21 protein-coding genes and 2 tRNA genes are annotated in these 21,000 nt (G+C 57.2%); 13 read left to right on the plus strand and 10 right to left on the minus strand.

The window, feature by feature from the left end; genetic code table 11:
• Positions 1 to 224: 224 nt before the first annotated feature.
• The 4 genes from G538_RS0100130 to G538_RS0100145 all read left to right on the plus strand — a co-directional run bounded on the left by G538_RS0100130 (position 225) and on the right by G538_RS0100145 (position 4,531).
• Positions 225 to 1,547, plus strand: coding sequence for an ABC transporter substrate-binding protein (locus G538_RS0100130; RefSeq protein ID WP_029067708.1), 1,323 nt, complete (start codon positions 225 to 227; stop codon positions 1,545 to 1,547).
• A gap of 93 nt (positions 1,548 to 1,640) precedes the next feature.
• A complete protein-coding gene (locus G538_RS0100135; RefSeq protein WP_029067709.1) occupies positions 1,641 to 2,555 on the plus strand; it encodes a carbohydrate ABC transporter permease in 915 nt (304 codons plus the stop codon).
• A gap of 1 nt (position 2,556) precedes the next feature.
• Positions 2,557 to 3,387, plus strand: a complete 831-nt coding sequence (locus G538_RS0100140; protein WP_029067710.1) for a carbohydrate ABC transporter permease — start codon at positions 2,557 to 2,559, stop codon at positions 3,385 to 3,387.
• Between the two features lie 130 nt (positions 3,388 to 3,517).
• A complete protein-coding gene (locus G538_RS0100145; protein ID WP_029067711.1) occupies positions 3,518 to 4,531 on the plus strand; it encodes a LacI family DNA-binding transcriptional regulator in 1,014 nt (337 codons plus the stop codon).
• Here the strand turns inward: G538_RS0100145 and G538_RS14255 are convergent.
• Complete coding sequence (locus G538_RS14255) at positions 4,509 to 5,465, minus strand: VOC family protein (RefSeq protein WP_084617907.1); 957 nt, start codon at positions 5,463 to 5,465, stop codon at positions 4,509 to 4,511. The genes G538_RS0100145 and G538_RS14255 overlap by 23 nt on opposite strands.
• 83 nt (positions 5,466 to 5,548) lie before the next feature.
• Here G538_RS14255 and G538_RS14260 point away from each other — a divergent pair, with 83 nt between their 5' ends.
• Positions 5,549 to 6,259: a DsbA family oxidoreductase gene (locus G538_RS14260; RefSeq protein ID WP_084617909.1), complete on the plus strand. Its 711-nt coding sequence runs from the start codon at positions 5,549 to 5,551 to the stop codon at positions 6,257 to 6,259.
• 120 nt (positions 6,260 to 6,379) lie between these two features.
• Here G538_RS14260 and G538_RS0100160 read toward each other — a convergent pair whose 3' ends face one another.
• Positions 6,380 to 7,147: a DUF2510 domain-containing protein gene (locus G538_RS0100160; protein ID WP_029067712.1), complete on the minus strand. Its 768-nt coding sequence runs from the start codon at positions 7,145 to 7,147 to the stop codon at positions 6,380 to 6,382.
• A 156-nt stretch (positions 7,148 to 7,303) separates the two neighbouring features.
• On the opposite strand from G538_RS0100160, the gene G538_RS0100165 reads away from it, so the two are divergent.
• Complete coding sequence (locus G538_RS0100165) at positions 7,304 to 7,519, plus strand: hypothetical protein (protein ID WP_157544235.1); 216 nt, start codon at positions 7,304 to 7,306, stop codon at positions 7,517 to 7,519.
• A 22-nt stretch (positions 7,520 to 7,541) separates the two neighbouring features.
• Here G538_RS0100165 and G538_RS0100170 read toward each other — a convergent pair whose 3' ends face one another.
• The gene (locus G538_RS0100170; RefSeq protein ID WP_029067714.1) at positions 7,542 to 8,891 is read right to left on the minus strand and encodes an MFS transporter; all 1,350 of its coding nucleotides are present in this window, start codon (positions 8,889 to 8,891) and stop codon (positions 7,542 to 7,544) included.
• A gap of 569 nt (positions 8,892 to 9,460) precedes the next feature.
• Between G538_RS0100170 and G538_RS0100175 the strand changes: the two genes are divergently transcribed.
• From G538_RS0100175 to G538_RS0100185, 3 genes are all read left to right on the plus strand, one after another.
• Positions 9,461 to 10,084, plus strand: coding sequence for a GNAT family N-acetyltransferase (locus tag G538_RS0100175; protein ID WP_029067715.1), 624 nt, complete (start codon positions 9,461 to 9,463; stop codon positions 10,082 to 10,084).
• A 257-nt stretch (positions 10,085 to 10,341) separates the two neighbouring features.
• Positions 10,342 to 10,545, plus strand: coding sequence for a cold-shock protein (locus tag G538_RS0100180; protein ID WP_029067716.1), 204 nt, complete (start codon positions 10,342 to 10,344; stop codon positions 10,543 to 10,545).
• 281 nt (positions 10,546 to 10,826) lie between these two features.
• Entirely contained in the window at positions 10,827 to 11,066 is a 240-nt protein-coding gene (locus G538_RS0100185) for a hypothetical protein (RefSeq protein WP_029067717.1), read from the plus strand.
• Between the two features lie 28 nt (positions 11,067 to 11,094).
• On the opposite strand, the gene G538_RS0100190 is transcribed toward G538_RS0100185, so the two are convergent.
• The 3 genes from G538_RS0100190 to G538_RS0100200 are packed head-to-tail and all read right to left on the minus strand — an operon-like array spanning position 11,095 to position 13,764.
• Entirely contained in the window at positions 11,095 to 11,955 is an 861-nt protein-coding gene (locus G538_RS0100190; protein ID WP_029067718.1) for a metal ABC transporter permease, read from the minus strand.
• A complete protein-coding gene (locus tag G538_RS0100195) occupies positions 11,952 to 12,758 on the minus strand; it encodes a metal ABC transporter ATP-binding protein (protein WP_035832701.1) in 807 nt (268 codons plus the stop codon). Before G538_RS0100195 ends, G538_RS0100190 begins: the two co-directional genes overlap by 4 nt.
• Positions 12,751 to 13,764, minus strand: coding sequence for a metal ABC transporter substrate-binding protein (locus G538_RS0100200; RefSeq protein WP_084617911.1), 1,014 nt, complete (start codon positions 13,762 to 13,764; stop codon positions 12,751 to 12,753). The genes G538_RS0100195 and G538_RS0100200 overlap by 8 nt, the downstream gene beginning before the upstream one ends.
• A 36-nt stretch (positions 13,765 to 13,800) precedes the next feature.
• Between G538_RS0100200 and G538_RS17125 the strand changes: the two genes are divergently transcribed.
• Complete coding sequence (locus tag G538_RS17125) at positions 13,801 to 15,375, plus strand: sigma-70 family RNA polymerase sigma factor (protein ID WP_051196405.1); 1,575 nt, start codon at positions 13,801 to 13,803, stop codon at positions 15,373 to 15,375.
• A gap of 45 nt (positions 15,376 to 15,420) precedes the next feature.
• Positions 15,421 to 15,885, plus strand: a complete 465-nt coding sequence (locus G538_RS0100210; protein ID WP_029067721.1) for a hypothetical protein — start codon at positions 15,421 to 15,423, stop codon at positions 15,883 to 15,885.
• A gap of 43 nt (positions 15,886 to 15,928) precedes the next feature.
• Here the strand turns inward: G538_RS0100210 and G538_RS0100215 are convergent, their stop codons facing one another.
• The 3 genes from G538_RS0100215 to G538_RS0100225 all read right to left on the minus strand — a co-directional run bounded on the left by G538_RS0100215 (position 15,929) and on the right by G538_RS0100225 (position 17,299).
• Positions 15,929 to 16,297: a winged helix-turn-helix transcriptional regulator gene (locus G538_RS0100215; protein ID WP_029067722.1), complete on the minus strand. Its 369-nt coding sequence runs from the start codon at positions 16,295 to 16,297 to the stop codon at positions 15,929 to 15,931.
• Positions 16,298 to 16,489: 192 nt separating this feature from the next.
• Positions 16,490 to 16,562, minus strand: a tRNA-Arg gene (locus G538_RS0100220).
• A gap of 80 nt (positions 16,563 to 16,642) precedes the next feature.
• Positions 16,643 to 17,299, minus strand: a complete 657-nt coding sequence (locus G538_RS0100225) for a hypothetical protein (protein ID WP_029067723.1) — start codon at positions 17,297 to 17,299, stop codon at positions 16,643 to 16,645.
• Positions 17,300 to 17,473: 174 nt separating this feature from the next.
• Here G538_RS0100225 and G538_RS14275 point away from each other — a divergent pair, with 174 nt between their 5' ends.
• Positions 17,474 to 18,508, plus strand: a complete 1,035-nt coding sequence (locus G538_RS14275) for an immunoglobulin domain-containing protein (RefSeq protein WP_029067724.1) — start codon at positions 17,474 to 17,476, stop codon at positions 18,506 to 18,508.
• Positions 18,509 to 18,857: 349 nt separating this feature from the next.
• The gene (locus G538_RS14280) at positions 18,858 to 20,807 is read left to right on the plus strand and encodes a BCCT family transporter (protein WP_084617915.1); all 1,950 of its coding nucleotides are present in this window, start codon (positions 18,858 to 18,860) and stop codon (positions 20,805 to 20,807) included.
• Between the two features lie 73 nt (positions 20,808 to 20,880).
• Here the strand turns inward: G538_RS14280 and G538_RS0100240 are convergent.
• Positions 20,881 to 20,953 (minus strand) — tRNA-Arg (locus G538_RS0100240).
• Positions 20,954 to 21,000 lie beyond the last annotated feature (47 nt).

The following is a 21,000-nucleotide window of genomic DNA, read 5'->3' on the forward strand; positions in this document are numbered from 1 at the left end:
TCTCTTTTCTTGCGCGACGGCAACTTGGCTTGAGCACTCCGCTGTGCACGGTCACAGCCTCAACGCCCATAAATGTACCAGTAAGATAACGGCACTTGCCAACATCGGGGCAAGCGTGCAACATTATTGTCTGTGACCGGTCACAGCCCGGGTGCAACAGCGCATCCCCCGACCAGTGACATCGACAACCACCCCATCATGGGTCACCGATCAAGGAGGATCACATGCGCGGAATGAAGAAAGCCGCAGCAGCAACACTCGCAGTAACGCTGGGTATCACCCTGGCATCGTGCGGGTCAGACAGCAACGACAACGGCGGCTCCACCAGCTCAGGCGAAAAAGTAGAACTCACCTACTGGACCTGGGCACCCAACATGGAAAAGGTCGTCGACGTCTGGAACGAAGAAAACCCCGACATCCAAGTAACCGTCAACAAACAAGACGGTGGTGACGCCGCAGTCACCAAATTCCTCACCGCCATCAAGGCAGGGTCCGGCGCACCCGACCTCATGCAAGCGGAATACCAAGTCATCCCCACACTCGTCTCATCAGACGCGCTCGCAGACATCTCCGAGTACGTTGATGACACCACGAAGAACGAATTCTCCGAAGGTGTCTGGAACGCCGTGACACTCGGCAGCGACGCCGTGTACTCCGTGCCCCAAGACTCCGGGCCAATGATGTTCTTCTACCGTGCAGACGTTTTTGAAGAACTTGACCTTGAGGTCCCCACCACGTGGGACGAATACGCTGATGCCGCACGCGCCATCAACGAAGCCGACTCCAAGCAGTACCTTGGTACCTTCTCCGCGAACGACGCGGGCTGGTTCACCGGCCTGGCCACACAAGCTGGTGCCTCATGGTGGTCCATGGACCTCGAAGCACAAGCGTGGGGTGTTCACGTCGACGAAGAACCCACTCAGCGTGTTGCTGAGTTCTGGGGCGGACTCGTCGAAGAAGGCGTCATCAACAACAAGCCCATGTACACCCCAGAATGGAATGCCGCCCTCAACGACGGCTCCGAGGTGGGTTGGCTCTCCGCAGTGTGGGCACCAGGGGTACTGTCTGGTAACGCAGGCGACACCGCAGGCAAGTGGGAAGTTGCCCCTATGCCACAGTGGGACGCGTCAGCCCCAGCAACCGGTAGCTGGGGTGGGTCATCCACCGCAGTCTCCACACAGTCTGAGCACCCAGAAGCAGCAGCGAAGTTCGCCACCTGGTTGAACACTGACGCAGACGCGGTGGCCACCATGGTCACCGAGGCCGGTATTTACCCAGCCGCACAAAACGCTGCCGCATCAGCACTGACTGAGGCACCGGAGTTCTTCTCCAACCAGCCAAACTTCTACGACGTTGCTGCTGAAGCTGCTGCTACAGCAGCACCATTCACCTTTGGTCCTAACGTGAACACCGCCTACTCTGCCTACAACGACGAGTTCGGTAAAGCCACAGAATCAAAGACAGCAGCCGACTTCGTGCAGGCTGTGAAGAACATCCAAACCATCGTCGTTGACGACATGGTGAACGCAGGCTTCACGGTCCAGTAAGCCCGCAGTTCACCCTTCCCCAGCGCAGGAGCGGATGGCCGTTCCCCCTCGGCTCTTCGCTCCTGCGCTCACCTGGACCCATAAGGACACCCCGTGAATCGCAACAAACCGCTCGGGCTCAAAGCAGCACCGTATCTTTTCCTCGCACCAGCCATGGCCCTTTTTGTTGGCATCATGGCGCTCCCCATCGTTTACGCGCTGTACCTGAGTTTCCGAGGCGTAAAAGTCTCCGGGCTAGGGCTCGGCTCTGGTGGCCGCACCGAAGTGTGGGCTGGGTTCAGCAACTATGCGCGCTCCCTGTCAGACCCTGACTTCGTGGACTCCGTTATTCGAGTGTTCACCTACGGGTTGCTCGTTGTCCCGACGATGCTCGGCATGGCGCTCCTGTTCGCGCTGCTGCTGGACTCCGGGCGCTCCCGAGCACGAAACTTCTCACGGTTAGCGATCTTCTTGCCATACGCCGTGCCAGCAGTGATTTCCTCCCTGCTGTGGGGTTTCTTGTACCTGCCTGCGGTGTCCCCGTTCTACTACCTGTTCGACAAAATGGGGTTAGACGCTCCCTCGCTCCTCGCCAATGACCTCGTGATCTTCGCTATCGCGAACATCGCTGTGTGGGGCGGCACCGGGTTCAACATGATTGTCATCTACACGTCGCTGCGAGCCATCCCCAGCGAACTGTATGAGGCGGCCCGTATTGACGGGGCAACAGAACGCCAAGTCGCTTGGCGCATCAAAATTCCGATCGTCATCCCCTCACTCATCATGACGTTCGTGTTCTCCCTGATCGCAACGCTGCAGGTCTTCGCTGAGCCGACCACACTGCGCCCGTTGTCGAACTCAATCTCCACCACATGGTCTCCGCTGATGAAGGTGTACCGCGACGCATTTGTGCGCGATGACATCTACTCCGCAGCGGCAACGTCCATCGTCATTGCGGCTGCGACCTTCCTCTTAAGCTTCGGCTTCCTCCGCCTCGTCGGCAACCGCGCCTTTAACCAGGAGTCCTGACATGAAAGAACGCCCCAGTTACCTCAGTACAGGGATTCTCCTGCTCGGCGCACTGTACTGCCTACTACCCGTCATCTGGGTTATCACCGCGTCCACCAAAGGCGCAAACGAACTGTTCTCCACCTTCACATTCGCCCCCTCAACTCACCTGCTGGACAACATCAGCGAGTTGAGCGCCTACCGTGGCGGGTTGTTCTGGAAGTGGATGGCCAACACAGCACTGTACGCAGGTGTTGGTGGCGCACTGTCCACCCTGGTGTCAGCTGCAGCCGGATATGGCTTGGCGAAGTACACGTTCCGTGGTAAAGACATGATCTTCAAGATCCTTCTCGCCGGTGTTCTCGTACCCGCCGTTGTCCTTGCTATCCCCCAGTACCTGTTGTTCGCGCAGATCGGCATGACCAACACATATTGGTCGGTGCTTCTCCCCTCGATCATTTCGCCATACGGCATTTACCTCGCCCGCATTTACGCTGGCGCATCAGTGCCCACAGACGTCATCGAAGCAGCCCGCACTGACGGCGCAGGTGAAGCCCGCACCTTCTTCACCATCGCCATGCCTATGATGTTGCCCGCCCTGGTCACCATCTTCTTGTTCCAGTTTGTTGCGATCTGGAACAACTACATGTTGCCGTTCATCATGCTGGGCAACGACCAGCTCTACCCACTGACCGTAGGGTTGTCTGGTCTACTCAACCAGGGCGCAAGCCAACCAGCGATGTACACCTCCGTGATCACCGGTGCGTTGCTGTCCATCATCCCGCTGATCGCCCTGTTCTTCCTCCTTCAGCGGTACTGGAAGGTCGACTTCGGCGGCGCAGTCAAGGGATAAGACCAGCCGCCCTGCACGATGCCCGCCCGCGCTTCACAGATCGCTGGCGGGCATCGTGCATGACACGTCCTGTTACCCCGTTGGGCGAGAACACTCAGTTCTCCCCTAGAGTGTCTGTGTGGAGAACGACATGCCGTCCCCTAACTCAAAGAAACGCCCTACTATCCGCGATGTCGCGGCAGCAGCAGGCGTTTCACGTGGCACAGTGTCACGCGTCATCAATGGCGGGCACTGGGTTTCACCCGACGCCCGCACCAAAGTGGAAGCCGCCATCAAAGCGACCGGCTACTCCATGAACCAGCACGCCCGGTCACTAGCCACGGGGCGTTCCAACTCCGTTGCGTTTCTCCTGACTGAACCACAACACCTCCTATTCGAGGACCCCACCTTCTCCATTTTGTTGCGTTCCTGCGCTGAGCAACTCGGAGAACTGGAAATCCCGATGCTCCTCATGGTTGCCGGGACCCCCTCCGAACGCCGCCGCAACACCGAGTACATTGCCTCAGGGCACGTTGACGGGGTGATTCTGGTGTCATCCCACCAGGACAACCCAGTTGTTGGTGACCTCCTCGCCAAAGACATTCCTGTTGTGGCTTGCGGCATGCCCTTAGGTTACGAAGACCGGATCGGGTGGGCTGCCGTTGACGAACTTGCCTCATCGCGCCGTATGACCCAATACATGCTCGACAAAGGCCGCGAGCGCGTTGGAACCATCACGGGTCCCCTTGATACTCCTGGGGGGCGGTTCCGGTTGGACGGGTACCGGATGGCGTTGGGTGACGCCTACGATGATTCGCTGGTTGCGTATGGCGATTATTCGCGGCGGTCAGGGTATGAGGCCACCATGAAACTGTTGGAGCGTCGCCCTGATGTGGATGGGATTTTTGTTGCGTCGGATTTGATGGCAGCTGGTGCGATGACTGCACTAGCTCAATTGGGGAGGCGCATTCCCGACGACGTCGCTGTCGCAGGGTTTGATGATCATGCGCTTGCTGGGCAGTTGCAGCCTGCGTTAACCACGATGCGTCAGCCGTTTGATCGTATTGCTGCTGAGGTTATTCGTATTCTTCTTGATGTGATTAACGGCAAGGAGCATGCTGCGGTGACGGTGCCGACTCAGCTTATTGAGCGCGACTCGGTGTAACGCTCACTGCCAAGCGGTTGCGCCACGGGTCTTCAAAAGTGAGGGCCGCCCCGGTGTGTGCGGCGGTGATCCGGTGGTGCTTGAGCCGGTCGCTGAGTGCCGCAATGTCGTCGTTGTGCGGCACCATGATGGACACTTCGCCGAGCCCTAGGCTTGATGCTCGTGGTCCTGCGCCGCGTGAGTTCCACGTGTTCATGGCCATGTGGTGGTGGTATCCGCCGGCGGCAACAAACAGTGCACCGGGCACCTGGGCGGTGGGTTCAAATCCGAGGATCGCTGAGTAGAAGCTGGCTGCTGCGTCGGTGTCTCCGACTTGTAGGTGCACATGCCCTACTTGCGCTTCGCCTGCAGGGGTGTGGGGGGCATCGGCGGGGGTGTCGCCGAGGTGTTCGGTGATGAACCCGTTGGGGTCGAGCCACAGGGAGTCCATGACAACGTGGTTGCCGTTCCATTGCCATTGGTCTCTGGCGCGGTCCCAGTACAGTTCGATTCCGTTGCCTTCGGGGTCGTTGAGGTAGAAGGCTTGGGAGACGAGGTGGTCGGCGCTCCCGGTGAAGAGTCGTGGGGCTTTTTGGGCGACTGATAGCAGGACGCGGGCGAGGTCGCGTTGGGTGGGGAACAGGATCGCGGTGTGGAAAAGCCCTGCTTCGGTGCGGGTGGGTTGGGGCAGGTTTGGTTCGTGGCGGAGCACGATGATGGGTGTGGTTCCGCGCCCGAGGGTGACTATTCCGGTGCGGGCGTCGTTGGCGTGGGTGGTGGTGTCGATGAGGACATCGAGGGTGATGACGTTGGTGTAGAACGCGATCATGGCGTCGATGTCGCGCACGTACAGGGTGACGGCGTCCATGGTGGTTGCTGCGGGAAGGAGGTTTGGGGAGGGCGCTGTGGAGCGTGATGCCGTGGCATGGGGTGCAGCGGGGTGTTGTGTGGTCATGGTTCCAGTGGACCACCAATTACTTGAAGCGTCAAGTATTAGGTGTGTGGGAATGACCTCGCCAACACACTGGTTATGGTGACGTGAAACAAGTACAAGTAGACATTTGGTCAGACATCGCATGCCCCTGGTGCTTCATCGGGAAACGCCGGTTTGAAAAAGCCCTCGCAGAGTTCGCACCTAATACCGTGAACATCACCTACCACTCCTTTGAGTTGGCACCCGACACCCCCACCAACTTCAACGGGTCCGAGGTCGACTTCCTCACCCAACACAAAGGCATCAGCCCTGACCAAGCATCCGCGATGCTTGACCAAGTCACCCAAATAGCAGCAAGCGAAGGGTTGCAGTACAACTTCGACACCCTGCGCCACACCAATACCCGCCTCGCGCATCAGGCCCTCCACCTTGCCAAAAACACCGGCCACCAAGGCGCCCTGAAGGAACTGCTACTCACCGCATACTTTGAACAAGGCAAACACGTTGGAGACATTGACACTCTTGTTGTACTCGCAACCGAGGCTGGCCTAGACCCCGAGGTGACCCGCCAGGCATTGACAACACAGCAGTACGCCGATGCTGTGGACGCTGATATCGCCCAGGCTGGCGAACTTGGCATCCACGGTGTGCCGTTCTTTGTGTTCAACACAAAGTACGCGGTCTCCGGCGCACAAGACCCATCCGTGTTCCTCGCGGCGCTCACCCGAGCCGCCCAAGATGAGCCACAGCCGCTCACCCCCATTGGCCATTCCGATACTGCCGATACGTGTGGCCCGGACGGGTGCGCCATCTAAACATTCCCGCACTACAGAGCAGTGGGCTGCACCTCATCGAGGTGCAGCCCACTGCTCGTACATCTTCTGTCGTGCTTGTGCGACGCACAAGCACGACAGGAGGCGTTACCTACCCGCGCCCTAACGAGGGTCAATAACCACCCAGAGGTTACGGTCTGACGAGGCACTCAACTCAAACTGGGCGTCTTTCGTTTCACCGTCTGCATATTCAGCGGTCCCGCTGCACGTGAAGATCAGTGAGTAGTCTTCTGGGTCAGTAGGCAGTTCAAAGTCTGCGCGAGCATCTTCAACGAGGCGTGGGCCTGACGCGCCAACCACGGCTTCACCGTTTGTGTCCTCAAATGTGCCACCGAGGAACAGCTCATCAAACAGGTCTTCACAGGTGTACGAGTTCGTGAGCTCAAGAGAGGCGTAGTCGTCCGTCATGTCAGACGCAGCTACGTAGGTTTCCGAATCAGAGCCGCCAGTTGATCCCCCAGAATCAGAAAGCAATGCCGGAGCGACGAGGACAACCCCAAGGCTGGCAAGCGCAGCTACTCCAATTGCTGGCCATACCCATCCTGGTGTTTTACGGTCAGCCGCTGCATCGTTAACGCCGCCATCAGTAGTGAACCCGCTGTACGGCTGAGAGACCGTACTTGATGACCCGACGTTGGTCCCGGCCGCGCTTGCCGCCCCTGTGTACGGAACCCCCACAGCTGATGCTGACGCCGCCGACCTTCCGCTCCGAGTGGCCATAATCTGATGGCCACGCGCAATGATCTCTGAGGAGAGCTGCCCATTAGCCGGAGCTGGAGCAGTCTCATTCGTCCACTCTTTCCCGTCGTAGAACCGGATTATGGAAGGGTTCTGTGGGTCTGGGTACCAGCCGGGGGACGTCGCTGACATGGAAAAAGTCCTTGAAGTTGGGGGGTGTGTCACTCCATCTTAATGGTCCGCGTTCACCGCTGCCTCACCCGCAGTGCGGCGTCATCCACAGCTTTCATCCACAGGTTGATGGGCATTGCAGTCAAGTCAGGCAACCGATTGGTCGACAATCTAAGGGTGAATGTTGAACCCGACGAGCATGCGCCTCCCGCCGCGGTTGATGACCCAAACGTCCCAGAAGCGCAGCCAACCGCACCTGACGATGCCCCACACTCAGCGCAGAGCCACGTGCCGTGGTACCGCAAAGAGGTGCACTTGAGTTTCCCCATCATGGGGTTACTGCTGGCCACCATTGCCTTTGCTGTGTACGCCAAGCTTTCCCTGCCGTACTGAGCTCAGCGCACCTCACCTCACCTCAACGCTTGTGGTTGCGGTTGCGGTAGTCCTGCCACGCATCGCGCACACCCGGGACCACGATGCCTCGCAGCGCGTATTCTTGCCGCGTACGTTTGCGCGTCAACAGGACACCAATAAACGCCACAACAAATGGCACTGCCAGGACAGCGAAAGCGACACGGAAGTCGTTCAACGTGTAGTCACCGCCCGGCGCCACCAGGTCAAGGGCCACACCGATGGCAAAAATGCACAGGAACCCGCCGACAAAACCGCCCATATTAGCTAAACCTGAGCCCACACCTAAGCGTTCCACAGGGTTTGATGTCCGCGCGTAGTCCAGGCCAATGAGCGACGCTGGGCCGCCCACAGCCAAAACCATCACAAACACCACGAGTTGCCACAGTGGGCGGGGCGTAGAAGGCACCAACACCATGAGCCACGCCGCAACAAGTGCAGCTGTCACAGTGAAAACTAGCCAGGACCGTCGCAACGGGTGACGGGAACAAAACTCCCCGATGAGTGGTCCTGACACCATCGCAGTCACGGTCATCAGCGTGAAGAGGCTTGATGCCTCAGTTTGGGTCAGCCCTTGCCCACGCAGCAAAAAGGGGTAACCCCACAGGAAAACAAAAACATTAAAACTAAACCCGGTAATCATGTGAGTCCAGAACCCCAACCACGAACCAGGGGTGCGCATCGCCCCAGCTAATGGGCGAACACCTGGCACTGCTGGCACTAAATCAATAGGCCTGACTCGCACACCAGCACGCGTCGTTAACGGGGCATCTGGGCGGTCGCGCACCCACGTGATGACCCACAGGCACGACAACACCCCAAGGAAACCAAGCAGAGAAAACGCAATGGTCCAATCCAAGCTGTGCAGAACCACAACAAACGGCACCGCAGAAATGATCTGACCCGTCTGCGCAATCTGCCCCGTGAGTTGCCCCAACAACGGGGCACGCCGGGGTGGGAACCACGCAGCGATGATTTTCAGGACAGACACAAACGTTGTCGCGTCACCAGCACCTATAAGAACGCGGGCGCACAACGCGAGAGTCACCGAATCTGCAAAAGCCATACCCAATTGCCCGATGCCCATCATTGCTGCACCGATAGCAATAAGTTTGCGCGGCCCCACTTTGTCCAGCACGATCCCTACCGGGATTTGGGCACCAGCGTAAACAACCAACTGAACAACAGTGAAGAGCGACAGGGTCGCTGCGGAAACATCAAACCGTGCAGCCGCTTCAAGCCCAGCGACCCCCAGCGAAGTGCGGTGAACAACCGCAACAATGTAGGCAGCGGAGGCAGCAGCCCAAACAATGTAGGCTCTGCGCGACGAATATGTTGGGGCCGAAGCAGCCATCATCACTCCCTTTCCCGCCCATCATAGGCGAGCACCATCTCACTCTTCAGGCTGGTTCAGTGGCATGTTGTTGTGAAGTTGGGACCTTGGGCCCGCAATGTCGGGTTCCTAACCTGCCAAGATTAATAACGTCAACAAGTTCTGACGTGAGAGCGAAGCCGACACCGTTTTTTGACCCCTCTGTACGGTGTCTGGACGTTCTCAGTGGCGGGAGGAAGCGCGGGCTCCTCCCGCCTTTTTATGCCCTCTTTCCCTCAGGCGCACTCATCTTCTTCCCACTACCCAACCCACATCCTCGCCCCACAGGATCCCCTCTCACCACATCCCCGCACACGCCCACCCACCACATGTGGCATGTTTGGGGACCATGTGGCATGTCCTGGACATGCCACACAGTGCCAAAACATGCCACACATGAGAGCAGCCCGATGCGCTACGGCGGTTGGTTCAACATGGGCAGGCAGCATCATGATGACTCTTGAACACTCCCGTTGGTTCTGAGCTGGCGTCAGCATGTGGCTGAGATGGCTGATACTGAGCACACGTCCGCGTCAGCGTTAGGCTGAAGCATGAGTGATCTGACTATTCGGCGGGTCCGGCCCGGCGACCCCGACGACCGCAAAGCTCTCTACGACATCTGTCTACGCACTGGCGACTACGGCAATGACGCCACAAGCCAGTTCACCCTCCCCAACTTGCTGGGTGATGTGTATGTGGGACCCTATATTCTTTTTCACCCGCTGCACTGTTTTGCCATATCGAGTGGCAACCGACCGGTCGGTTATGTCCTAGGCGTTCCGGACACCCACACCTTCGAAAAACACCTCCCCACCACCTGGTGGCCGCAGGTCATTGCGGCCTTACCGGAACGCCACCCAGACTCCCCTGCCTTAACCCGTCGCGATGTTGAGGTCATGTCGCTCATTACGTCGTGGGAACCAACCGCCGCCACGCAAATTCTTGAAAAATACCCCGCTCACCTGCACATAGACCTTCTTCAAGAGGCCCAAGGCGGGGGCATGGGACGGCGTCTCATTGAGACGCTCTTCGACTCACTACGCGCAGCAGGGGCGCGCGGGGTGCACTTGGGGGTGAGCTCGTCGAACCCGAGCGCGATTGGTTTCTACCGCCATCTTGGCTTCACCACTCTTGATCAAGATGCGGCTGGACTGACCTTGGGCAAGCCACTTTGAGGACACCGTGAAGTCATCTTTGCGTCACCTGCACAAAGTCCCGAACAGCCCTCAAAATTGTGAGGTAGGGGAAAGGTATAGCGGTGGAGGCAAAACACCGTTACAGTTGGGAACGAAGTTGCTGTGCCTCGCACGTCTGCATGACTCTCAGCCATCTGAGACAGTTTGTTCTTGTTCTTCAAGAGCTGGACGACGACACTGTGACGACCCTGGCCTCCACCTGGAGGGCGTCAATCCATCTCTTGAAGGAGAAAAAAATGGCATTTGGAACCGTAAAGTGGTTCAACGCTGAAAAGGGCTTTGGTTTCATCGCCCCCGAAGACGGCTCAGCTGACGTTTTCGCGCACTACTCAGCAATCCAGACCAACGGCTACCGCACCCTCGAAGAGAACCAGCGCGTCGAGTTCGACGTAGCTCAGGGTCCTAAGGGTCTGCAGGCGGAGAACATCCGCGCAGCCTGATCTGACAAGATCTGCAGATAATGCCGGTTCCACCTTCGGGTGGGGCCGGCATTGTCGTTTCCACGATGGGAACATCTCTCCATTAAAAACGGGCTCCGTCCTTAAAACCAGACAATTTCCGCGTAACTAGGGCGAGTATCAGTACTGGTCAGATTTGGTTTCTCACCCACATAGCCGTAATCTGACGAAGAGAAACCAGCTGAGGCATGATGGTTGAAAATCGAATTCTTCACCCATGAAAACCTTGAGCACTTGGCAATTCCCTTCTACGGTTGAGAACGATGAAAACCCACAGCACAGGCGAGATCGCTCCACGCGGCAAAACCTGGATTTCGCTCGGCGGGCGCTTCGCAGGACGGTTCGACCTCATCGACCTGCAGACCACCGATCGATTCCTCTCCCCCACCGCTCTCTACACGCCAGAGACCGTTGTCGACGTGATGACCGCGACGGATTTTGCTCCTCGCCGCACCGAAGAGTCAGCCAGCCCCCTGCCGCAGCGCCCCGCCGCGCGCACTTAACCCAGTTCCGCACCCCCGCCTCACGGCGTCATCCCGCCAAAAGACGCCTGCTTCGCTTCGTCGCTGCCCACTGACGTAAACCTTGCCGTGGGCCTGCGATCCACGCCACAACGAAGTGGATGCACAGAACAACAACGATCGCTGCCCCAGAGGAAACATCCGCGTAGTAGCTTGCATACAGCCCTACCAACGCGCTGGATACCGACACAATCGGAGCAAGCACAAGCATCGTGCGGAAGTTGCGAGTCCACAGCAATGCTGTGGCACCTGGTGTAATCAGCAAAGCAACGACAAGTATTACCCCTACCGCTTGCAACGCAGCGACGGTGGTGAGCGCCAACGCTCCTAAAAGCACCCACCGCAAAACGCCAACACGCAAACCAATCGCCGCCGCATACACCGGATCAAAAGCGAACAGGGTGAAATCGGCGCGCCAGACAAGCAAAACCGCAAGAACAATAAGGGCAATAACCACCACTTGGATGAGATCTGAGGCGGTCACCCCCAAAATATTGCCAAACAACACGTGGGTGACATCGACCTCACTGGGGTACACCGAGATCAACACCAGCCCAGAGGCAAAGAGACCAGTGAAGACCACCCCCATTGCCGTGTCCTCCGTAATAATCGAGGTGGTGCGCACGGCACCAATGAGCACCACGGCAAGAAGCGCAAACACTACCGCCCCAACCGCAAATGGCCACCCCACAATGTAGGCCAACGCCACGCCGGGGAGTACAGCATGAGAGATCGCGTCACCCATCAACGACCACCCCAAATGGACCAGCCAGCATGACAACACCGCACACACCAACGCGGCAACCACCGCAATAGCTAGTGCACGCTGCATAAAGACATAGGTAAATGGATCCACCAAGAGATCGATCATGCGGGGGCTCCTGAATCGGCAAGAAAAACACGGGCAAGGTTCTCCGGGGTCATCGCTTGCTCTGGAGGGCCGTGAAATAGCGCTTTCCGGTGAACAAGAATGACCGAGTCACACAACTCATGGACCGTGTCGAGGTGGTGAAGTGACACAAGGATGTGCGCCCCCGCTTGGGCTTGACGGCGCAGAACCCCAATAATTTCCTGGATAGTGCGGCGGTCAACCCCAGCGAAAGGCTCGTCAAGAATGTTCAGGACACCCTCTTGGGCCAAAACTCGTGCCAGGAACACTCGTTTGCGTTGCCCTCCGGAGAGATCTCCGATCTGACGGTCCGCGTATTCCGCCAACCCCACCGTGTCTAGCGCTTCACTGACACGCTGATGGTCGCTGGCGTGGGGGCGGCGCATAAATCCCTGATGAGGTATTCGCCCTTGCATCACAACATCAGCAACGCTTAACGGAAAGTTCCACTCCACCGTTTCGCTTTGCGGCATGTACGCGATCGCTCCCCGGCGAACAAGGTGTCGTGGAGACTGCCCCGCAATGTTGATGGTTCCGGTGGATGGCACAACACCCATAAGAGCTTTAAAGAAACTCGACTTCCCTGACCCGTTCATCCCCACCACTCCGGTGATTGAGCCACCTGGCTGCTCACCTCGCATCGTTCTGTCCTGAGGCGAGGCACCTGAGGAACGATGCTGTGTTGCGGGAATGGTGATAGACAAACCGGTGAGTGCTGGAACATTTCCATAGTTCACGTGGAGGTCTCGAACCTCAAGCAGCGGTGCCGTGTGCTGGTCACTCATGAGCGGACAACCCTTCAATAATCAGGTCTGTGTTGTAGGTCAGCAGGTCAAGGTAAGTCGGGGCAGGACCATCGCTGTCAGTCAACGAATCCACGTAGAGGGTTCCTGCGAACCGTGCCCCACTTTCTTCAGCGATTGCGCGCATCGGACGCTCTCCCACAGTCGATTCACAAAACACCGCTGGTATGTCTTGGGCGGCCAACACGTCGATCACGCTGGCCACCCGGCGTGGGGTTGCCTCGCGTTCGGCATTGACTGGCCAAATGTAGTACTCGCGCAAGCCGAGGTCGCGGGCAAGGTAGCTGAATGCGCCTTCGCAGGTCACCAGGATGCGTTGTGCACGAGGTAGCTCCGCCATCCGAGAGTCGATATTCCTCGATACTTCCCGCAAGCGCGCAACATATTGGTGGGCGTTTGCGGCAAAATCAGCACTATGTTCAGGAGAATATGCACTGAGAGCTGCAGTGATGTTCTCGACATACACCTCTGCGTTGTCGGGTGACATCCACGCATGTGGATTTGCTGCGCCTGCATACTCACCATGGACGATAGGCATGGGGTCTATCCCCTCAGTCACGGTGATGAAAGGGACGTTTAAGTCGTCCATGAACCGGGTGAACCAGGATTCCAGCCCTAGCCCGTGACGAATAATCAGGTCGGTTTGTGATGCCGCAGCGAGGTCTTGTGGGCTGGGCTCCCATGAGTGGATTTCAGCACCGGGTGGCGTGAGTGATTGCACTACAACGTGCTCACCACCTACCTGGGCCACCATGTCAGCAGTGACCGTGAAAGTTGTTAACACGTGTAACGCATCAGCGGTGGTTGAAAGCCTTTCGGCTGTGTCGGGTGGGGTTGTTGATTGGTATGAAGTACCCGTGCAGGCGCTAAGAATTGTCGCCGCCATGGCAGCGAAAACCCCTAGAATCGTTGTTTTTATGCGGTTCTTTGGCACATTGCCCTCTGTTGCTGAATAATTGTTCGGCTGTCCGAACAATTTAGTTCTCATAGCCATAAACTGCAAGTGTGCGCGAGACTATCATTCGTGACCAAATCCGATACCCTCCTGCTGCGTCAGGCTGCCCGCGCGGACAGCGACGCCTTCGAGGCACTGTGGAACCGTCACGTTGAAGCTGTGCAAAACACCGCCCGCTCACTGAGTCCAACCTGTGACCCAGAAGACGTCGCCCAAGAATGCTTCACCCGGCTCCTCGCCGCCCTCCAAGCAGGCGACACCGTTGACGGCCCGGTACGGCCATACCTCTACGTTCTCGCCAAGCACATCATTACGTCCTGGCAAGAACCCGTCGTCCCCGCACCCAACTCACAACTTCCAGACATCTGGGAAGAAACCACTGAAGCATTCGACTACAACGAGAACGTGGTCTCCGCGTTTCGCTCCCTGCCCCCAGAGTGGCGATCCGTGCTGTGGTACACCGAGGTCGAAGGCATGGCCCCCTCCGAACTCGCGCCAGTCATGGGAATATCCGCCAACGCTGTAGCAGCACTTGCTTACCGTGCCCGCGAGGGCCTGCGCAATGCCTGGTTACAAACCCACGTCACAGCCACACCGCAGGCAGGTGAATGCGCTTGGGCCACCGAACGCATCGCTACCCACGCCAGAGCATCGCTGAGCCCGCGCCAAACACAGCGGATGCAACGCCACCTCCACTTATGCCCTACCTGCCCGCAACTCCTCGCAGAAGTTCAACAAGTCGCCTCGCGACTACGCACCACCCTTGTCCCTCTCTTCCTCGCGCCTGCCCTAGCCGCTAGCCTGCTGGCCACAAAAAGTACTGCAGCAACCGAATGCAGCGCTGGTCAAGGACTATGGGCGTCGCTGTGCGCTAAAGCAGCGACAATCGCCCCACTGCGGATCGTTGGGGCGGTAACCGCCACCGGTTTAGTGGGGGTAGGAATAGGTGCAGGAGTTCTCGCTGGCACAGCTCTTCCGGGCTTTGGCGGAGATTCTGCTCCAGTCGCAATCATTGAGGTGTCTCGGCCAGACTACGGCGGGCCGAACTTCTCACTTGCCTCCAAATACGACTCCTCAGAAGAAGTGAGCGACCTCGATGACGCTCTCTTCGGCGCATCCGCGGACTCCACTCCCCCCGTCGAGGAAGAACCTGAAGAAGATACCGATGCCGAAGCATCGGGCGAACAACCTGACACTCCACCAGCAACCACCACAGACAACACCGGCGGCGCCACACCCCCGACCAACAACACCAACGAGCAGCCGCAGCGTAACGACAACTCCAGCAATAACTCTCAACGCGATGAATCTCGCAACAAAAACAGCGACTTTGATCGCAGTAGCAATGATTCATCCTCAAGCGCCAAAGAAGTTACGCCGACAGTTCAACAGACAAATGGAAACAACCCCACGGTGTCTTTCGCAGGGCGCGCACCCTACTACGCATTCATTTCGATCCTTGATGAGAACAACGTAGAGGTCGGGAAAGTTCGCGCAGGAGGAGATAGCAACTGGGGAACACCCATCGCTGACACATTCAGTGACACGGGGAAAGACACCATGACGTACCGCTTTTATGCGAGCAAAGACGATTTCTCTACTGCTGGGCAACCGTTCGCAACTCTCACCATTGATGTGCCCTAACTGATTCATACCGGGTAGAACAACATGACGGAAGGACAACAGCGCGTGGCCCTCAGTCCGTACTTGTGTCCTATCACTGCCAGCCAGTCAGTAACTGCTCAAGCCTTCGATACGTTGAGTAGTGAAGCACGCGCACTGTTGTGGTACCACGAAATCGAACACCTCCCCTCGCACACCATTGCAGAGTTTTTAGGAATTCCTCACGACGCCGTGGCGCTGCGACTCATCACCGCTCGAGAGTCGTTTACAGCTTCATGGCTCGACCTCATGCGGCGGCACTCACGCACCCCTGCGCTGTGCAGCGATGTCCTATCCTCTATCCCGCAATACTTGTCCGACACCGTTCATCCCCCACAGCGAGACACCCTAGAGGTTCACCTGACCACTTGCCTACGGTGTGCACTGGTTGTCGATGAGATCGACAACTTGTGTGAACATCTGGATGTCACGCTTTTGCCCCTTGTTTTGGGGTCAGCTGCATTCCCCTCACCGTTCACCTCGACGTGTTGAATGATGTGCTGGTGAGGGCCCGTTTACTACTCTAAGGGAACACTTAGGGGAACAGGAGCGGAGAATCTTCACCATGCATCGCCTGATAGTGAGCAACCGCCCACATTTCTAGGCTCTTCAACGGACCACATAGAGACCGGCCCGCTTCCGTCAGCGAGTATTCGACACGCGGCGGGCTTTCCGGGTAGACCTCACGGTGCACAATGTGGTCTCTTTCAAGATTCCGCAATGTTTGTGTGAGCATCTTCTGGGAAATACCATCGACTTTGCGCTGTAGCTCATTGAAGCGGTGAGGGCCGGTGCTCAGCACACCAACAAGGAGCACTGTCCATCGGTCACCAATGCGGTCCAACAACTGCCGTGAGGGGCAGTTACGTGAATACGGATCTGGGACGTACGTTGTGTGTTCCATGGTGAATCACCGGATTCGAAAGTGCTCGACTGGGCAGGTCACTAATGTATACCTTGTTACCAATAGTGCTCAACAGGCCCCATGGTGACCGTGCTGTCTCGAAACTGATAAACGGTAACTACCTGCAGAAATAACAAAACAGCCCCTGCGTCACCACCCGGAGGTGATGCAGCAGAGGCTGTTGATACATCGTGCGCTCGGAGGGATTCGAACCCCCAACCTTCTGATCCGTAGTCAGATGCTCTATCCGTTGAGCTACGAACGCGTTGACATCAGTTAGTGTACCTAAAGAAGTGGCGGACTGGGAAACCAGCCCGCCACTATTCGCCGTTTACGTGGCGAGAGTTACTTTGCGTCCTGCTCAATGATGATCCAAGCTTCTGGGCCACCCATTGCTGATTCAACGTAGTCCTCAGCGGACTGACGTGCAGCAGCAAGAGCGTCATCAGCGTTGCATGGCGCAGGCTGCGCTGCCGAGGTGGACTGTGAGGCGAATGCCCATGTCACAACCTGGTCTGAGTCACAATCAGCAACAACACGGATCACACCGGCAACGTACTTGCCTGTGTCAGCACCAACCTCTGTGGACAGAGTTTTGAATGCAGCGTAGTTGTCCTGGCTTTCAGAGAGTGAGCCCTCTTCCACTGCCTTGTTGTAGGCAGTGATGTCTGGCTCGTAGAGCTTGGTGTCAAAACGGCTCTGAACGTCTGCGAGGACGTTCTCAGGCAGTGGGTCAAGGCGCTTGACCTCAACTGTTTCACCGGAGGCAAGTTCGTACTGTTTTACGTTGGGGTCCGTTGGTGCGGACGAGGACTCCTGGGCGCTCTCAGCACCCTTCTCCTCAGCGTTGCTGTCGCTGGAGCAAGCCCCAAGGAACGCGAGTGATGAGATCAGGAGCAAGGCGGATACGCGCTTCAATTCGTCACCTTCTTGTAAGGGTGTGGGTGTGCTTATGCGCTTGTGGCGCTCCATGGCGGGCAGCCCAAAGGGTGCCGTAAACATGGGATCACTTAACTATAGTCCGATAACCGAGACATTCGTACAGGACTTTTCGCATGGATGGGGCGTTCTCACCATATGAAGTCACCAAGAATTCGTCTATTCACCAGCGAAAATACGTTTCACAGGGACAGCGCAGAATGTATTATTCACTCATCCACCTAATGAGGAGAAAAAATGGAACAAATCCGTCGTCGGGTCGTGTCCACCGGACTCGCCCTGGCACTTGCCGCGACCACATTCGCGGCCGCCCCCGCCACCGCAACCCCAACCACCACGGCTCAAACATCGGTCATCCTGGTCACCGCAAAAGCTGGGGCACCAAAGGTATCTGCGCAGCCCAAGGCCCTTACCCAGGCCAATGGTAAAGCAGCAAAATTCACTGTTAAAGCAACTGGCAAGTCACTGAAGTACCAGTGGTACATCAAGAAGCCAGGGTCATCCAAGTGGGTTAAGGCCACTGGCGCATCAGCCAAGAAAGCCACCTACTCGGTGAAATCCACCACAAAACTTAATGGCTCCCAAGTGCGCGTCATTGTGACGAACACCAAAGGCAAGGTGACCTCCAAAGCAGCGAAGCTGACCGTGGTCACCACCCCAAAGATCAGCGCCCAGCCAAAAAACGTCAACGTTGAAGCTGGTAGCAAAGTATCGTTCACAACCAAAGCAACCGGCGGCTCACTGAAGTACCAGTGGCAAGTCAATGACGGCTCTGGCTGGAAGAACGTTTCTGGCGCTACGAAGGCGACGTACTCCTTCACCGCACGGAGCAAACACGAGCTCAACGGCTACCGCGTTGTGGTCACGAACAAAGCAGGCAAAAAGACCTCCAAGCCAGCTGGACTCTTTGTTGACTCCACTGAAACTGACCCCATGTTGGCCAACCAATGGTTCTCCTTGGCCAACTGGGAAGCTGGCTTCTCGAGCACATCACACGCATCAGGAACTGCCACCGCGAAGGTGACAGTCTTCAACGCAAATAGCACCAGTGTGAAGCCAGGGCGCGACATTGAGGTGATTTATGTGGGGAAGAGCGGCAACGAGTACGCGGTCACTTCCACCATCCCAACCTCAGCAGCCATTGGGTCAGGCAAAGAAAAGACCTTCACTCTGAAGAGCACGATCTCTGCCACAGAGGCAAAGGGCGGCTTCTGGGTCATCTTTGACTACAGCAGTGGTGGCGATTACTACCAGATTGTTAAGGGTTACTGACCCGCTAGGAAGGCCGCGCTTCGCCGCGTGATCTTCTGTTCACCACCAGGTGTGACTCGTCAAGGGTCCAGCGCAAACATGCGCTGGACCCTTGACTACTTCTTGCCTATTCACTGACTATTCGACCGGCCACCATGACAGCTAATGAGCCCACTCGCGCCCTTTCTGCCGCCAAAACGCAACCACATAGTTGGCCTAAATAATGCCTTCCATGCGTCACGGCAAGCAATGTGGGTGGTCTCACGAACCCACGCAAATTGTTGAGCCCTCAATGACCGTTCTGTAATGTGGTAACGATTTGGCAAAAGCCGCCGACCGCTAACGGCAGAAAAGTCACACTGAGGTAATCATGAGTAAACAAAAAACCAATGGACGAGAACGCCCAACCGACGAACCTGAAAAACGCGCCAGCACAGTCACTACTGTGCTGCGCAAAGCTGTCACTCCCCCACAGGTAGTACACCCCGGTCTCATCCCCGGTATCGGTGTGGAAAAAACAGGTATCGCTTTCCCCACCAACTGGTCCGTGTTCATCATCGCGTTCGCAGCAACCGTCTCAGTTCTGGTGTGGGCGATCATCGCCCCTGACTCCATCCAAACCACAGGTAGCACAATGCTGACCTGGGTGATCGATCATTTCAGTTGGTTGTTCACCGGGCTTGTCATTGCCGTCACGATCTTCATGTTTGCTATTGGCTATGGGCGTACAGGTGGCATTCGCCTCGGTGAAGACGACGAAGAACCCGAATACTCCACCAGCTCTTGGGTGGCGATGCTCTTCGCCGCGGGGTTGGGCATCGGCCTATTGTTCTACGGTCCCATGGAACCACTCACTCACTACCTCAACACCCCACCGGGGTTTGAGGCTGAACCTGGCAGCCCTGACGCTATGCTCCCCGCCATGGCGCAAACAGCGTTGCACTACGGGCCCCTCGCATGGGCGCTCTACGCGTTACTCGGCGGAGCCCTAGCGTACTCGGCGTACCGGCGCGGCCGGGCACCACTGATCTCCGCACTGTTTGAACCAGTATTCCCCAACGCATCGAACCGTTTTGCGGGGCGGCTCATTGACGTCTTTGCGATCATCGTTACGCTCTTTGGTACCGCGATTTCGCTAGGGATTGGGGCGCTTCAAATCCAGAGTGGTTTCATTTTGGTCAGCGGTTTCACTCCTGAGGGCAACATGTTCCTCATCGGGTCACTCGCACTCCTCACGTCACTGTTTATTGCTTCAGCAGTCTCTGGTGTCAAGCGCGGAATCCGTGCCCTGTCAAACATCAATATGGGCCTGACCATTGGGTTAGCAACCTTCATGCTGATCGCTGGCCCCACAGTGTTTCTACTAAACCTCATCCCAGCCTCAGCGGTGTCCTTCGTGACCGAACTTGGCACCATGCTGATGCGAAACCCTAACCAGGGCGAGGAATCTCACGCATTCCTCTCCGCATGGACAACTTTCTACTGGGCATGGTGGGTGTCATGGACTCCATTCGTGGGGATGTTCATTGCGAAAATCTCACGAGGCCGCACCCTACGCCAATACGTCACAACAGTTGTTCTCGTCCCTGCAGTGATTTCACTGGTCTGGTTTGCCATCTACGGCGGCACCGCGATCTCCATGACACAAAACGGTTCAGAACTGATGACCGGCGGTTCTGGTGAGGAAGTACTCTTCCAGATGCTCGCGAACCTGCCGTTCGGAACACTCACCTCGATCATCGCGATGATCGCTGTGGTCATCTTTTTCATCACTGCAGCAGACTCAGCATCCGTGGTGATGGGGTCGATGTCTCAGTCTGGGCGCCCCAACCCATCAGCACCTGTCACGATCACGTGGGGTCTGTTGCTTGGCCTGATCGCGACCTTCTTACTCCTCGCCGGCGGCGACAATGCACTATCCGGGCTGCAATCCATCATGGTGGTTACTGCACTGCCCTTCGCGTTCATCATCATTGGTGTCATGATCGCGTGGGCCAAAGAACTACGCACAGACCCCTTCATTATTCGGCGCACCTACGCCCAAGAAGCTATCGCGCAAGGTGTACGTCGCGGTATTGATGAACATGGCGACGCGTTTGTGTTCTCCGTCAACGAGGTCCCTGAAGACGAGGGCGCCGGGGCAAGCTTTGATAGTGATGACCCTGCGTTGACGGAATGGTACGTGGAGGCGACGTCAGACGCGCCAACCAGTGATACCGTCGCTGACACCCACCAGCGCACTACATCAGGTGCTGGTGCTGGTGCTGGTGCTGGTGACGATGCTCCCGAGCCACGTGAACCGGAAAGGCAACCGGTGTAAGCATCGGGTAGCGAACAACATTCAGGCACAACAAGAAAGGGCCTCCCTGGTGAGGGAGGCCCTTTCTTTACTGTGCGCTCGGAGGGATTCGAACCCCCAACCTTCTGATCCGTAGTCAGATGCTCTATCCGTTGAGCTACGAACGCGTGGTCGCTTGACCAGAGAAAACATTACCTGCTTTCCTCAGTAAACC

The organism is Jonesia quinghaiensis DSM 15701 (assembly GCF_000423205.1).
Classification (GTDB): domain Bacteria; phylum Actinomycetota; class Actinomycetes; order Actinomycetales; family Cellulomonadaceae; genus Jonesia; species Jonesia quinghaiensis.

Excerpts from the sequence above, each read along its gene's own strand:
- G538_RS14280 (WP_084617915.1), top strand. The coding sequence starts at position 18,858 with ATGAGTAAACAAAAAACCAATGGACGAGAACGCCCAACCGACGAACCT.
- G538_RS14275 (WP_029067724.1), top strand. The coding sequence starts at position 17,474 with ATGGAACAAATCCGTCGTCGGGTCGTGTCCACCGGACTCGCCCTGGCA.
- G538_RS0100145 (WP_029067711.1), top strand. The coding sequence starts at position 3,518 with ATGCCGTCCCCTAACTCAAAGAAACGCCCTACTATCCGCGATGTCGCG.
- G538_RS0100130 (WP_029067708.1), top strand. The coding sequence starts at position 225 with ATGCGCGGAATGAAGAAAGCCGCAGCAGCAACACTCGCAGTAACGCTG.
- G538_RS0100190 (WP_029067718.1), bottom strand. The coding sequence starts at position 11,955 with ATGATCGATCTCTTGGTGGATCCATTTACCTATGTCTTTATGCAGCGT.
- G538_RS0100140 (WP_029067710.1), top strand. The coding sequence starts at position 2,557 with ATGAAAGAACGCCCCAGTTACCTCAGTACAGGGATTCTCCTGCTCGGC.
- G538_RS0100185 (WP_029067717.1), top strand. The coding sequence starts at position 10,827 with ATGAAAACCCACAGCACAGGCGAGATCGCTCCACGCGGCAAAACCTGG.
- G538_RS0100225 (WP_029067723.1), bottom strand. The coding sequence starts at position 17,299 with ATGTTTACGGCACCCTTTGGGCTGCCCGCCATGGAGCGCCACAAGCGC.
- G538_RS0100200 (WP_084617911.1), bottom strand. The coding sequence starts at position 13,764 with ATGAGAACTAAATTGTTCGGACAGCCGAACAATTATTCAGCAACAGAG.
- G538_RS0100160 (WP_029067712.1), bottom strand. The coding sequence starts at position 7,147 with ATGTCAGCGACGTCCCCCGGCTGGTACCCAGACCCACAGAACCCTTCC.
- G538_RS0100175 (WP_029067715.1), top strand. The coding sequence starts at position 9,461 with ATGAGTGATCTGACTATTCGGCGGGTCCGGCCCGGCGACCCCGACGAC.
- G538_RS0100215 (WP_029067722.1), bottom strand. The coding sequence starts at position 16,297 with ATGGAACACACAACGTACGTCCCAGATCCGTATTCACGTAACTGCCCC.
- G538_RS0100170 (WP_029067714.1), bottom strand. The coding sequence starts at position 8,891 with ATGGCTGCTTCGGCCCCAACATATTCGTCGCGCAGAGCCTACATTGTT.
- G538_RS14255 (WP_084617907.1), bottom strand. The coding sequence starts at position 5,465 with ATGACCACACAACACCCCGCTGCACCCCATGCCACGGCATCACGCTCC.
- G538_RS0100180 (WP_029067716.1), top strand. The coding sequence starts at position 10,342 with ATGGCATTTGGAACCGTAAAGTGGTTCAACGCTGAAAAGGGCTTTGGT.
- G538_RS0100195 (WP_035832701.1), bottom strand. The coding sequence starts at position 12,758 with ATGAGTGACCAGCACACGGCACCGCTGCTTGAGGTTCGAGACCTCCAC.